The sequence below is a fragment of the Vibrio sp. NH-7 genome (genome assembly GCF_053643215.1).
Genome location: NZ_CM132188.1, coordinates 665,447 through 678,448 on the forward strand (window position 1 = coordinate 665,447; position 13,002 = coordinate 678,448).

13 protein-coding genes are annotated in these 13,002 nt (G+C 45.5%); 7 read left to right on the forward strand and 6 right to left on the reverse strand.

Annotated features, from left to right (window positions below):
- Nucleotides 1-116: 116 nt before the first annotated feature.
- Entirely contained in the window at nt 117-815 is a 699-nt protein-coding gene (locus ACUALS_RS17180; protein WP_454449969.1) for an aspartate/glutamate racemase family protein, read from the forward strand.
- Nucleotides 805-1,974 (forward strand): MFS transporter, encoded by a 1,170-nt coding sequence (locus ACUALS_RS17185; RefSeq protein ID WP_454449970.1) that lies wholly within the window; start codon nt 805-807, stop codon nt 1,972-1,974. Before ACUALS_RS17180 ends, ACUALS_RS17185 begins: the two co-directional genes overlap by 11 nt.
- Nucleotides 1,975-2,045: 71 nt before the next feature.
- Here ACUALS_RS17185 and ACUALS_RS17190 read toward each other — a convergent pair whose 3' ends face one another.
- The 6 genes from ACUALS_RS17190 to ACUALS_RS17215 all read right to left on the reverse strand — a co-directional run bounded on the left by ACUALS_RS17190 (nt 2,046) and on the right by ACUALS_RS17215 (nt 7,395).
- Nucleotides 2,046-3,287 carry an SGNH/GDSL hydrolase family protein gene (locus ACUALS_RS17190; protein ID WP_454449971.1) on the reverse strand — a complete coding sequence of 414 codons (1,242 nt, stop codon included), beginning with the start codon at nt 3,285-3,287 and terminating at the stop codon, nt 2,046-2,048.
- A gap of 493 nt (nt 3,288-3,780) precedes the next feature.
- Nucleotides 3,781-4,125, reverse strand: coding sequence for a hypothetical protein (locus ACUALS_RS17195; RefSeq protein ID WP_454449972.1), 345 nt, complete (start codon nt 4,123-4,125; stop codon nt 3,781-3,783).
- Nucleotides 4,118-4,687, reverse strand: coding sequence for a hypothetical protein (locus tag ACUALS_RS17200; protein ID WP_454449973.1), 570 nt, complete (start codon nt 4,685-4,687; stop codon nt 4,118-4,120). Before ACUALS_RS17200 ends, ACUALS_RS17195 begins: the two co-directional genes overlap by 8 nt.
- Before the next feature lie 475 nt (nt 4,688-5,162).
- Entirely contained in the window at nt 5,163-5,345 is a 183-nt protein-coding gene (locus ACUALS_RS17205) for a hypothetical protein (protein ID WP_039624597.1), read from the reverse strand.
- Nucleotides 5,346-5,494: 149 nt separating this feature from the next.
- Nucleotides 5,495-7,198, reverse strand: coding sequence for an FAD-dependent oxidoreductase (locus tag ACUALS_RS17210; RefSeq protein ID WP_454449974.1), 1,704 nt, complete (start codon nt 7,196-7,198; stop codon nt 5,495-5,497).
- Nucleotides 7,199-7,209: 11 nt separating this feature from the next.
- Entirely contained in the window at nt 7,210-7,395 is a 186-nt protein-coding gene (locus ACUALS_RS17215; protein ID WP_038137354.1) for a YgaP family membrane protein, read from the reverse strand.
- A 163-nt stretch (nt 7,396-7,558) separates the two neighbouring features.
- Here ACUALS_RS17215 and ACUALS_RS17220 point away from each other — a divergent pair, with 163 nt between their 5' ends.
- The 5 genes from ACUALS_RS17220 to ACUALS_RS17240 are packed head-to-tail and all read left to right on the forward strand — an operon-like array spanning nt 7,559 to nt 12,991.
- The gene (locus ACUALS_RS17220) at nt 7,559-7,867 is read left to right on the forward strand and encodes an ArsR/SmtB family transcription factor (RefSeq protein WP_269978352.1); all 309 of its coding nucleotides are present in this window, start codon (nt 7,559-7,561) and stop codon (nt 7,865-7,867) included.
- 30 nt (nt 7,868-7,897) lie between these two features.
- Nucleotides 7,898-8,317, forward strand: coding sequence for a YeeE/YedE family protein (locus tag ACUALS_RS17225; protein WP_038190623.1), 420 nt, complete (start codon nt 7,898-7,900; stop codon nt 8,315-8,317).
- 18 nt (nt 8,318-8,335) lie between these two features.
- On the forward strand, nt 8,336-8,794 hold the full coding sequence (locus tag ACUALS_RS17230) for a YeeE/YedE family protein (protein WP_038190620.1): 459 nt from the start codon (nt 8,336-8,338) through the stop codon (nt 8,792-8,794).
- 40 nt (nt 8,795-8,834) lie between these two features.
- Nucleotides 8,835-9,839, forward strand: coding sequence for an efflux RND transporter periplasmic adaptor subunit (locus ACUALS_RS17235; RefSeq protein ID WP_043887223.1), 1,005 nt, complete (start codon nt 8,835-8,837; stop codon nt 9,837-9,839).
- Nucleotides 9,840-9,841: 2 nt separating this feature from the next.
- Entirely contained in the window at nt 9,842-12,991 is a 3,150-nt protein-coding gene (locus ACUALS_RS17240) for an efflux RND transporter permease subunit (RefSeq protein WP_454450046.1), read from the forward strand.
- Nucleotides 12,992-13,002: the final 11 nt, after the last annotated feature.

The following is a 13,002-nucleotide window of genomic DNA, read 5'->3' on the forward strand; positions in this document are numbered from 1 at the left end:
TATCCTTTTGTAACTCCTCTATTTCTCACTTGTGTGAGTTACGAACTTTTATTTTGTTTGTAAACTGTTTGTGATTTTGTTTAATTGGTATGAATCAACCGCATGGAGGGGCAAGAATGAAGACAATCGGTGTCATTGGCGGCATGAGTTGGGAATCGACGGTCACTTACTATCAGGGACTTAACCAAGGGATCAAAGAGAGACTAGGTGGCCACAACTCTGCCAAGGTCCTGATCAATAGTGTCAACTTCGCTGAGATTGAACAAATGCAGCGTGATGGTGCATGGGATAGCGCGGCGGTTGTACTCTGCAAGGCCGCCCAATCATTAGAAAAAGCGGGCGCAGATTTCATTCTTATTGCCACCAACACAATGCATAAACTAGCAGGTCAAATTGAAGAGTCGATATCGATTCCTCTTTTGCATATTGCGGATGCAACAGGGCACGAGTTGACACGTCGCGGTATCCGCAAAGTTGGGCTGCTCGGCACCGCATTTACAATGGAAGAGGATTTCTACAAGCGGCGAATTGCCAATAAATTTGGCATCGAGGTGATCGTACCAAATGGCGTACAAAGAAAGTTAGTTCACGATGTGATTTACGACGAGCTGTGCCAAGGAAAGCTCAATAGACGTTCGAAACATGATTATCAAACCATCATTGAAGAGCTTGCAATGAATGGCGCACAAGGGGTGATACTGGGTTGTACTGAGATTGGTTTATTGGTCAATCAAACTGATACCGAAATCGCCTTGTTTGATACGGCAGAAATACATGTACAGGAAGCGATAAAAGAGGCATTGAATGAATCGTAATGTTTGGCTTTTATCGATTTGCCAAGCGTTACTAATGACAGGCAATATACTTCTTATCTCTGTCGTCGGTCTTGTTGGTAAGGCGCTAGCGCCAGACTCTAGCTTGATCACCTTACCCGTGGCGATGCAGTTTTTAGGGCTGATGTCCGCAACCATTCCCGCCTCTCTCATTATGGGTAAACTTGGGCGTAAAATTGGTTTCAGTCTTGGCAACGTCATTGGTATCAGCGGTGCGTCAGTCTCCACTTATGCGCTGGCCACGCAGCAGTTTCCGTTGTTTTGTGTGGGCACTTTTTTACTCGGGATCGGAATAGGGTTTGGCACGCTCTACCGATTTGCTGCTATCGAGGTGTGTGATGAGAGCGCGCGTCATCGAGCTATCTCTATTTCCATGGCTGGTGGGGTTATTGCGGCGATACTTGGCCCTAATCTCGCGGTTTACGCTCAGCAATGGTCAAACGATGGTCTTTATGTCGGAGCCTTTTTAGCGTTGATTGTTTTGAACATTATGGCGTTGTGTTTATTGCAAACGATACGCTTTCCAAAACAAAATCTTACCTCTGTTAAAGTAAACGCAGACCCGCTTAAAACGATTGTTGCTGCACCAAACTTTATGCTGGCGGTGTTTGCTGCGATGGTTGCCTACGCCGTTATGAACATCTTAATGACAGCCACCCCTCTAGCCATGATTGGTTGCGGTTTTGAATTTGATAAGGCGGCAGGTGTTATTGAGTGGCATGTTTTAGGAATGTTTGTCCCTGCATTTTTTACAGGTCGGTTGATTGAACGATTTGGTCCCCGAAACATCATCCTTGCTGGTGGCGTACTGTTCGTTCTTTGTATTGCTGTCAATATACATGGCCAGTCCATTTGGCACTTCTCAAGTGCTCTGGTGCTGTTAGGAGTAGGGTGGAACTTTATGTTTATCGCAGCTACGGGATTGTTTAGTCAATCATACTTGCCTCATAACAAATCAAAAGCACAAGCATTTAATGAGTTCTTCGTGTTTAGCTGCGTTACTATCACAGCTTTATTATCGGGTTGGTTGGAGTCAACGGTCGGTTGGGAGGCGATGAACATCTACGTTCTACCGTTTGTTGTGGCCGTCATCGGAATTTTTGGTTTTTCAAACCACAAATCGAAAAGCGTAGCGGCTTAGTAGCTCATTAAAGCAAAGAGGCAAAGCTGATTACTCTGCCTCTTAAGCTATTTCGATATTGTTCTAGCTAGTTAGAATGGAAACTGTGAAAACTGCTCGGCGATGATGTTACCAGCAATGTATTTGTGAGCAGCAGTCGTTGGATGTGTAACTCCCCAAAACACATATTTATCTGAACCATACAGCGCACACTCATTGGTAAAACTGTGGCTGTACAGATAGTCAGCCGCAGAGCTACGGTTGATGTTTAAACACGCATCAGTGGCATTTTCAAACCCATGCTGTTGTGGATGACTTGTCATAGACTCGAATAGAGAATATGCGTCATACAAGGCAATGTTCATCCCTTGCTGCTTGTAAAGCTCCGCTTGCTCTGTAATGAACTGATTGAATTCGACAATTTTAGCGCGAACCTTTTCGATTTCTTCTGGCGTTGAATACTTAAATTGAGGCGCTTTCGTCGCATCTGGCAGGGTAAGCAAGATTAAATGATTTGCTCCTGCATCTTTCAAGCGAATCAGCGCACTGCTCAAGTCGGCTTTGACGTCAGACACCTCACGGTTGTAGTTCATAAAGTCGTTTAACCCGAACTCCAACGTGAACAGCGTTTGTGAAGGATCGTAATTCTTTGCCATTTTCATGTAAGTCAAATAGGAGGTGACTTGGTCGTAGATGCCGGTCAGTGCAACGTATTGGTTGGTCCCTGCTGCGCCTCCGACTGCCCAGTTATAGAGTGGTAAGCTTTTCTCTTTGGCTAAATATTCCGTCCAAACAAATCCATTACTAAAGTGGCCCAAGAACCACGAGTTTCTATTTGGGAATACCCATTGTGAACCGTTGAAAAGATTTCCTGTATCGGAAAGGCTATCGCCAAACGCTACAACGCGGTTAATTGTCGCGGTTGGAGCGTTGTCGTTTGTCCAAATAGAATGGTTGTACGAGAAACGATTGTCTGACGCATAGTACAACATATCTGCGGTATCGTGATCGACTGCGAGTGTTTCTTTACAACGTTGTGCTATCTCATCTTGTGGTGTTGCCGTGTAGAACATATTTTTGAAAGAGACAGAAGACCACCAGTAGCCATCGATAGTGTAATAACTACCATCTTCATTTAACGCCCATTCCCAAGTTGATGCGGGATCGTCGTGTGTCTGTGCCGGTCGATACCAACATTTAACGTAAGTGTATGTTTGGTTATCTTGCACTGACTGGCTGTAAGCCGCTGTGACGGCTTCGGGTGTTGTTGGGAGCGTGTCGGCCAATGCTGGCAGTGCCGCGAAAATACTAGCCAATAGAAGGGTATGTTTCATAACGTTCTCTTTCTTGTTGTTAGAGCTAAAACTCCACTAAAGATATCACGAGAGAATAAATAAAATAAAAATATAGCGGCAGTGAATGATTGATTTATTGAATAAAGATCAAATTCTAAATAATTAGAAAATACTAAATTAGACTATGGGATATAAATACTATAAGTATAAGTGTTGCTACTTTGCTGATTTGGAATGGGTTATATTTAAGAGAAATGCGACTTGTTACTATGCTCAAAAAATGGCTTATTTTGTTGGTTTTTTGAAATTAGGGTAAATAAATAGTGTAAAAGGTAAATATACGTGACGATATATTTTTAGTTAATCGTTTGCGCAGGGTTGGTGATATTAAATTTTAGATAAATTGATGAAGGGGGAGTTGGCTTGCTTTAGTAATTAACTTTCTTAGATCTTGTCGTAGTTCTGAAAGCAGTAAGTTCCATATCGCGGAATCTTCGCTCTTATCAAACAGATTTGTGTCGCTATTAGAAGATTAAATTTGCCCATCGAGCATCATCCACATGATTTCCCAACGCTCAGACTTGGAGTCCGCGAGATTTAGCTCTCTCAAGCGTTGGCCAAACGTCTCAACAAAATCTTCGACTGGGCTTAAGGCACCACCAGTATCGTTGTATAAAAGTACTGGTTTTGTCACTTTGGTGGTAGCTGATTTTGCCATACTATAAAGTCGAAACATATCTTCACGTGCAACTTCTCGTTTGGTTGCGACACCATTTAAGTAGACAAATGTATATTCCTTTTCGTTCGAACAATAGGCAAATGCAGAACAGTTGAATAGAAAAGTAATAGCCATAAAAAACGAGATTAATTTACTCACAGTCATCTCCTGTAGGCTCAGAGCCTTCAGAGGCGGTCCCGTCTAACGCTTTGTTGTAAAAAGCATAGTGCTGACTTCTGAGTTTGGTATTTAGTGTCAGAGCATACAACATTCGCCGAGAGCCAGTAGCATCATCCCAATCAAGATTCAGTTGCATCATGCAGTGAACTACGGCATCAAACGCTATTGCATTCGCGAGTGCAACCTCTGTGTCGACCTCACTACCTGCTGAGTAATCATAGTCGAAGGCTGTTTGCAAATGTCTCGCGCTTTGCTGATAGTACCCGCGCTCATTCTCTGGGATCAGCAATGCGTTAATGAATTCATCGATATCATCTCTGATGCCATTTTCATCGGCATCAACACCTTTTAACGTATCATCCCGATTAAGGACGGGCTCAAAATTTTGATACAGATACGTTATTTGCTCTTTTGTCGTTGAGGCGCTCTCTAGGGCTTGGCGGTCTTCTTCCGACAAAACAATTTTGTTATTCTGGTTTTCCTCAGGGATACACCCTGACAACAAAAAACACCCAACCAATACTGTAAAGCTTTTCTTCATTTTTATTTTCCTATTCAACCACCGTATTTACTCATAATAATACCGATTTCAAATTCTCGTATTTTAGATTCTAATTAAATGAAGTGGTTTATTTAATAAAACGAGAGCGCAGTCTAGTTATGTTCTGTTCCAGACTAAACAAATTTAGTGTGTAGAAATATCGGTCTTTCTAGAATCGAAGAAACACGCGATAAGAGGATTAGGATAGTCGTTGAACAAGATTTCTATCGTTGAATAAACTGATCGAAGTCACGAGCGAATTGTTATTACTTTTCTGATCTTTTAATTAGTTCATTTTAGATTGAGATCGGCTCGGACAAACCGTGCTTACTTGGGCGGCGTCGAATCGAGACAAATCAGAAGGCGATCCACCATGAGCCTAGGACAGTGACTGGCGGATCGGGATTAATGCAGTGCTTTCGATGTGGGAAGTAAAAGAGGGTGTAGTAAAAGGGGTCTTCCACGTCCGAAGCGTTTAAAATTGCTCTTTAATCAGCTGAACAAGTTCGCTCTCTGTTTCAGGCGGGCGCGCAAGCTCCAACAAACATTCAGCGCCACCTTTAAGCATGTACGCCGTTGTGGTGCAATGGTCGTGATGAAACCACTTACCGTTGATACAGACATCGGTGTAGCAGCGACGGTCTTTCTTAAGTTCCATTTGTTCTCTCCTTGTTAACTAATGGTGTTAATTGTTAAGTTAACGGCACTAGGCTGGGAGAGGAATGATGCAGATCAACCTTAACTCATCAAGAAAAAAATGGGTCCATTCGGACCCAAAAAATTAGCGCAGTGTTATGTAGGAATCTTTTATGCTTTCGCAAACTTGTAAGTGCGATATCCGCCAATCAGGTTACGAGCTTTGAAGCCGTTATTAACTAACTGACGGTATGCTACGTTACCGCGTAACCCAACTTGACAGTAGATAACGATCTCTTTGTCTTTTGGCAATTCGTCCATGCGGTGGCGCAATTGGTCGACAGGAATGTTGATCGCATCTTTAATAAAGCCAACATTTTCAAGTTCGCCAGGATTACGTACATCGAGCAGGACTTGCTCGTCTGTCAGTGAGTCCATTTCATCAAAGTGAATCGGAGTGGCGTCACCCTTAATGATGTTGTAGGCCACAAAGGCTGCTTGGTTGATCACATCTTTAGCACTGCCATACGGCGGCGCGTAAGTGAGCTCAAGGTGTTGAAGTTGCTCGACCGTCATACCTGCGCGTTGGGCAACTGCCATTACATCAATTCGTTTATCGACACCATCTTTGCCTACTGCTTGCGCGCCAAAGATCTTGCCTGATGCAGGATCAAACAGCATCTTAAACGAGACAATCTCAGCGCCCGGATAGTAGCTCGCGTGGCTTGCAGTGTGAACGTAGACTTTTTCATAGTTCAAACCTTCGCGCTTTAGTTGCTTCTCGTTTTTACCCGTTGAGGCAACGGCTAGGTCGAAAATCTTACAAATGGCAGTGCCTTGCGTACCTTGATAGGTTTCACTGCGTCCAAGCATATTATCGGCAGCCATACGACCTTGGCGGTTAGCAGGCCCTGCAAGTGGAACCAGAGTTTGTGCACCTGTAACAAAGTCTTTTTCTTCGACTGCATCACCGACAGCATAGATGCTAGGGTCACTCGTTTGCATTGATTCATTGGTGTAGATACCACCGAGCTCACCAATTTGTAGCCCAGCTTCTTGAGCGAGCTTGGTTTCAGGGCGCACACCAATAGCCATGATCAAAATGTCAGTGGTTAACGACTCACCGTTGTTAAGAGTAAGATTAAGCTCACCTTCGATATGTTGATGCGTGTCGTCTTCACCAGAGCCAAGGCTTGCAATGTGCTCGTTCGGAATGTACTCAACCGCCTGAAGCGCTACGCCCAGCTTCAAATCAATGCCTTTTTGACGAATTTCAGCGTGAGCAAACCCAGCCATTTCACGGTCTACAGGTGTCATTACCTGATCTGCCATCTCAATCAGCGTGGTTTTAATTCCCAATTGGTGGAAAGCTTCCATCATTTCAAGGCCGATAAATCCACCACCAACTACCGTTGCGTGTTCAGGCTTGTTCATCTGGATCGTTTGAATGATGCGATCCATATCTGGAATGTTGCGCAGTGAGTGAGTAAGCGGATTGTCGATGCCTGGAATTGGCGGAACGATAGGGCCTGCACCAGGGCTAAGGAGTAAGAAGTCGTAGCTTTCAGTGTATTCGCTACCGTCCATTAGATTCTTAACCGTAACTTGCTTGTTATGTCGATCGATGGAAGCGACCTCGTTCATGACTCGAACATCGACATTAAATCGTGCTAAGAAGCTTTCTGGTGTTTGAAGTAGCAGCTTGCTGCGTTCTTGAATATCGCCACCAATATGGTAGGGCAATCCGCAGTTTGCAAAAGAGACGAAAGGCCCTCGCTCGAACATGATGATTTCTGCGTCTTCGCTTAATCTTCTAGCACGCGCAGCCGCAGAAGCACCACCAGCTACACCACCAACGATAAGAATCTTAGTCATTTGAAACTCCGTTATTGAAAACCTAATTTTTTAAGAAAATATGCTGCCGGACACAGGCCAGTAAAGGCACTTTGGATCAAGTTGACCCCGACAAATACCGTTAACCAAACAAACCCACTATGCACGGTTACCGTCAATATAACTGAGAGTAGAACCATACTTCCTGCTAATACTCGGATTGCATTTTCAAGTGTCATGTCGTTCTCCTTCGTGTCCATTTTCCTTGATGAAAACTACTATAGAGTCTTAATTTAGAAAAGTCTAATGTTAATTTAGCTAATTTTAAATATCCTAAATTAGTGTTGACTAAATTATATTGTTTAGTATTATCTAATTTAACTGACTAACTGGAGACGAGCCATGAATGATCAAACAGTTAACATCGCAGAAATGAAGAAGAATGCGGTAGAAGCTGCTGAGCTATTGAAAGTAATGGCGCACCCAGAGCGACTCATGGTGCTGTGTCAATTGACTGAAGGCGAAGTCGGCGTTGCCGCACTACAAAGTAGCTCTACGCTGAGCCAATCAGCCTTTTCGCAACATTTAACCGTGTTAAGAAAACACGGGTTAATCAAGTTCCGCAAAGAGTCGCAACAAGTTTTCTATTCGCTGGACGATGAACGCGTTGTTCAGCTTATCCAAAATTTACAAACCACGTTTTGTGGTTAACGGTTTTTTTAATTTAGCTAAGAGGTAGTTATGGCTTTCACGATCCCATGGGAATCATTGGCAGGAGGCATTTTATTGGGAATATCAGCGACGATTATGTTGTTGATTAACGGGAAAATTGCAGGCATCAGCGGCATTATGACTGGGCTACTCACCCCTAAGTCATCAGATTTCGCATGGCGCTTGTTATTTGCTATTGGCATGGTCTCTGGCGGTGTCATTGGTGTGTTGGTATTTAACGGTAGTATCCCATTGCACTATGAAAGTAGCAGCTGGGTACTGGCACTTGCGGGGTTGCTTGTTGGTATAGGCACTCGTCTAGGAAACGGCTGCACGAGTGGACATGGTATTTGCGGTATTGGTCGATTATCCAAACGTTCAATTGTCGCAACTCTGATCTTTATGACCGTTGCAGCGATTACCGTGTTTGCACGATTTCATCTTTTATAAACCTTAGTGAGAGACACAATGAATAAAGTAATTTTCCGTTTAACGTCTTTGTTTGCAGGGATTTTATTTGGGTTAGGGATGATTATTTCAGGTATGGCTGATCCTGCAAAAGTTGTCGGGTTTCTGGATGTCGCTGGGCAATGGGATCCAAGCCTCGCTTTTGTGATGGGCGGTGCGTTGTTGGTATTTATGCCAGCCTACTTTTTCGTCATTAAGCCTAGAACCCGTCCTGTTGTCGCGGGTGAGTTCTGCCTTGCTAAAAAAGACAAAATCGACAAGCGATTAGTAAGCGGCGCAGTGGTCTTTGGTTTAGGTTGGGGTTTAGCGGGTATTTGCCCAGGTCCTGCAATGTCTAGCTTGGCTCTGGGGAACATGGGTGTTTGGCTGTTCTTTGCCAGCATGATGGTGGGATTGGGAGGAACAAACCTACTGATTTGTATGAAAAATAGCCGAGAGTCACAAACGCAAACTGCGTAGCGACTACAATGGATGAAACAAGCGTGATGGAGTGGTGATGATGAGAAGGATGAGTTTGAGTGTTGCTATTGCCTGTTCAATAGCAATGGGAGCAAATGCGCAGCAAAATGAACAACTGTACACCGTCAATTTGGAGCCACTTTCGCAAGTTATTCATTTAGACGGGGTGGTGCAGCCTATCAATCAGGGGACGGTTGCGGCGCAAACATCGGGCCGTATTGTAGGTTTGAATGTTGACGTGAATGACTATGTCAAAGAGGGGGCTGTTCTACTCGAAATCAGTGCAGTGCAGCAATCTGCCTCTTTGGATGCGGCTCAAGCTCAACTTTCCAGTGCCGAGGCTCAAAATAGAGAGGCTCAGGCACAACTGAAACGCTTTACACAATTGTTTCCCAAAGGGGCGATTTCCCAAGATCAGATGGACTCAGCTCAAGCGCGAGCCAGAAGTGCAGCGGCTTCCGTCAAATCGGCGCAAGCAAACGTGGAACAAGCCAAAGAACTGTTGGGATACACCAGTGTAACAGCACCCTATGATGGCATTGTGACCAAGCGCCATGTTGAGTTAGGAGAAACTGTCGCACCCGGTACGCCGTTACTGAGTGGCTTCGCCCTTAATGTGCTGCGTGTCGAAACCGATATTCCTCAACGTTACCAAGCAAGGGTAGAAACCGTTGATCAGTTCCAAGTGGTTGCCCCAAGTGGTGAGGAAATCGCACCGACCGACATGAGCTTGTTCAGTTATGCCGATCCTCAATCTCATACGTTCAAGATTCGATTGTCGCTACCGGAAAACACGGATGCTGTTGTACCGGGAATGTGGGTTAAAACTGAATTTGTCTATGGTGAGAAAGAGACATTAGTCATTCCTTCTACGGCAGTTGTACGCCGGGGGGAACTCAGCTCTGTCTACAGGATTCAAAACCAGCAACGTGTGTTGAATCCTGTCCGCTTAGGTCAAGAGTATGGGGATTATGTAGAGGTTTTATCTGGGCTTGAAGAGGGCGATGTGATCTCAACGGTTGCGTTGGCGCCAAAAGGAGAGTGATGATGGATAACCGATTAGGGATTTCAGGTCGTATCGCAGCTGCGTTCCAAAACTCCGCGATGACGCCACTTTTGGCTCTCGTCGGGATCTTAATGGGCGTGTTTGCCGTAATCGTCACACCAAAAGAGGAAGAGCCGCAGATAGACGTCACCTTCGCGGATGTCTATATTCCATTTCCAGGTGCTTCACCGAAAGAAGTCGAAAGCTTGGTTACCACGCCAGCCGAGCAAATCATCTCCGAAATTCAAGGAATCGATAAGCTCTATTCATTTTCGCAGCCCGACGGCGCGATGATCGTTGCGATTTTCGAAGTTGGTGTGAGTCGAAATGACGCGGTGGTGAGGCTTTATAATAAACTCTACTCAAACAAAGATTGGATGCCACAAGGTATTGGCGTTGGTGAACCTATCATTAAACCCAAAGGCATTGAGGATGTGCCGATTGTGAGTTTGACGTTAAGTGATCATTCGGGCCGTCTAGATCAGCAACAGCTCACACAAGTTGCTCATGGATTGGAGACTGAACTCAAGCGTATTCCTGGTACTCGCGATATCTACACGATCGGTGGGCACAACACCATTGTCGATGTGCGTCTTGATCCCGCGAAAATGAACAGCTTTGGTATCACATTGGATCAATTGAACCAACATTTACCTTCTGCAAATAACAGTTCACCGATGTTGCGCCTTACCCATGATAACCAAGAGTTCCCAGTGCAAATTGGCCAGTTTCTAACACGTGTGCAAGAAGTTAAGCAACTGGTGATTGGTTTACATAATAATGCCCCTGTCTATCTTCAAGACGTTGCGGACGTCACCTTGGGGGCCAACACGCCCACGCAAAACGCATGGACTAGCGATAAGCAGCAGGTTTACCCAGCGGTAACATTGGCCATCGCTAAAAAAGCGGGTGAAAACGCGGTAAACGTCGCGCAAGCGATTGAAAGCCGAGTTCAAGAGCTCGAAAATCAACTGATTCCAAAGAGCGTCACGGTCAAGATCACGCGAGATTACGGCAAAACAGCAGCGGATAAGAGTAATACACTCATCGGCAAGTTGGCATTTGCAACCGCCGCGGTCGTGATTCTTGTTCTGCTTACCATGGGGTGGCGCGAAGCCTTTGTTGTTGGCTTTGCAATCATCGTGACACTGATGATCACCTTGTTCGCTTCTTGGGCATGGGGCTTTACACTCAATCGCGTCTCTCTGTTTGCACTTATCTTTTCTATCGGGATTCTTGTCGACGACGCTATCGTTGTCGTTGAAAACATCCACCGTCATATGTCGCAGGGGAAAGCGAAACTGAGCGAGCTTATCCCTAGTGCAGTAGATGAAGTGGGTGGACCGACGATATTAGCGACGTTGACGGTTATCGCAGCGTTGTTGCCCATGGCGTTTGTGAGTGGGTTAATGGGCCCTTACATGAGCCCAATTCCGATCAACGCGTCAATGGGGATGCTGATTTCTTTGGTGGTTGCGTTTGTGGTTTCTCCTTGGTTAGCTGGCAAGGTGTTAAAGCCGGCAGTTCATGGAGAATCTAAAGCTGGCGGCACTTTTTTCCACCGAATCATGTCGCCCTTTGTCACCGCAAAAGCGCAGGGCAGAAATCGATTTATGTTGCTGCTCGCGATTTTGGCGCTGATTGCCGGATCCGTTATGTTGCCAGTGGTTCAAGCCGTTGTATTGAAGATGCTGCCATTTGACAACAAGTCGGAATTCCAAGTGGTATTGGATATGCCTGAGGGAGCGTCATTGGAGAAGACTCAGCGTGTGCTATTTGAAATGGGCGCGCAGCTTGATAATGTGCCGGAAGTCACCGATTACCAAATCTACGCTGGTACGGCCGCGCCAATTAACTTTAACGGGCTTGTTCGTCACTACTTTATGCGCAACCAATCACATCAAGGTGATATTCAAGTGAACTTGATTGGGCGGAAAGAGCGCGATCGAGACAGCCATGAGATTGCTTCTGCGGTTCGTCCTTTGTTAAACGAAGTCGCGCAAAAGTTTGGTGGCAAAGTCAAAGTGGTTGAGGTACCACCGGGGCCGCCAGTGTGGTCGCCAATTCTTGCCGAAGTATACGGACCAACGCCGGAGCTTCGTCATCAGGCAGCCCGCGAGATTCGACAAATCTTTAAAGGTACACAAGACATTGTTGATGTGGATATGTACTTACCCGAATCACACCAGAAGTGGCAAGTTGTGATCGACCGAAGCAAAGCCGCACATTTTCAAGTGCCTTATGGTGCGATTGTTGATGCGCTCGCTACCTCGGTGGGCGGAAAACCGGTCAGTTACCTACACAGCGAACACAGCAAATATCCGGTTCCGATTCAAGTTCAGGCGAGTGAGAGCGCTAAAGTAAGGCTAGAGCAAGTTCTGAACATGAAGGTCGGCAGTGTTAATGGCCATGCCTACCCACTGTCTGATTTGGTGTCTGTCCGCCAAACACGCATGGATGACTATATCGTCCACAAAGATATGGTGCCGATGGTTATGGTGGTCGGTGATATGTCTGGCTCGGTTGATAGTCCACTGTATGGCATGTTTACTATTGGCCGCGCGATCGATGAGAAAATGGATGTCGAGCAATTCTATGTGAACCAGCCGGATGGTTTGCAAGGCATCTCTATTTTGTGGGATGGTGAATGGACCATTACATACGAAACTTTCCGCGATATGGGGATAGCGTATGCGATTGGGATGGTATTGATTTACTTGTTGGTGGTCGCTCAGTTCAAATCCTATCTTGTCCCACTCATCATTATGGCGCCAATTCCGTTGACGATTATAGGCGTTATGCCGGGGCACGCGTTGCTAGGAGCACAGTTCACTGCAACGTCTATGATTGGCATGATCGCGCTCGCAGGGATTATTGTCCGTAACTCAATTCTGTTGGTGGACTTTATTAACCAACAAGTTGAAGAAGGGGTTGAGTTCTCAGAAGCGGTGATTCAATCGGCCGCGGTGAGAGCAAAGCCTATTATGCTGACGGCACTGGCGGCAATGATTGGCGCGGTGTTCATTCTCGACGACCCGATATTTAATGGACTTGCGATCAGCTTGATATTCGGCATCTTTGTTTCTACCGTACTCACTCTGCTCGTAATACCCGTACTGTATTATGTCGCGATGAGAAAGCGCTTTGCTTAGGGCGTGTTGAC

Bases quoted from the DNA above. Each gene is read 5' to 3' on its own strand.
- ACUALS_RS17240 (WP_454450046.1), top strand. From the start codon at position 9,842: ATGGATAACCGATTAGGGATTTCAGGTCGTATCGCAGCTGCGTTCCAA.
- ACUALS_RS17200 (WP_454449973.1), bottom strand. From the start codon at position 4,687: ATGAAGAAAAGCTTTACAGTATTGGTTGGGTGTTTTTTGTTGTCAGGG.
- ACUALS_RS17205 (WP_039624597.1), bottom strand. From the start codon at position 5,345: ATGGAACTTAAGAAAGACCGTCGCTGCTACACCGATGTCTGTATCAAC.
- ACUALS_RS17185 (WP_454449970.1), top strand. From the start codon at position 805: ATGAATCGTAATGTTTGGCTTTTATCGATTTGCCAAGCGTTACTAATG.
- ACUALS_RS17220 (WP_269978352.1), top strand. From the start codon at position 7,559: ATGAATGATCAAACAGTTAACATCGCAGAAATGAAGAAGAATGCGGTA.
- ACUALS_RS17230 (WP_038190620.1), top strand. From the start codon at position 8,336: ATGAATAAAGTAATTTTCCGTTTAACGTCTTTGTTTGCAGGGATTTTA.
- ACUALS_RS17215 (WP_038137354.1), bottom strand. From the start codon at position 7,395: ATGACACTTGAAAATGCAATCCGAGTATTAGCAGGAAGTATGGTTCTA.
- ACUALS_RS17210 (WP_454449974.1), bottom strand. From the start codon at position 7,198: ATGACTAAGATTCTTATCGTTGGTGGTGTAGCTGGTGGTGCTTCTGCG.
- ACUALS_RS17225 (WP_038190623.1), top strand. From the start codon at position 7,898: ATGGCTTTCACGATCCCATGGGAATCATTGGCAGGAGGCATTTTATTG.
- ACUALS_RS17190 (WP_454449971.1), bottom strand. From the start codon at position 3,287: ATGAAACATACCCTTCTATTGGCTAGTATTTTCGCGGCACTGCCAGCA.
- ACUALS_RS17235 (WP_043887223.1), top strand. From the start codon at position 8,835: ATGAGAAGGATGAGTTTGAGTGTTGCTATTGCCTGTTCAATAGCAATG.
- ACUALS_RS17180 (WP_454449969.1), top strand. From the start codon at position 117: ATGAAGACAATCGGTGTCATTGGCGGCATGAGTTGGGAATCGACGGTC.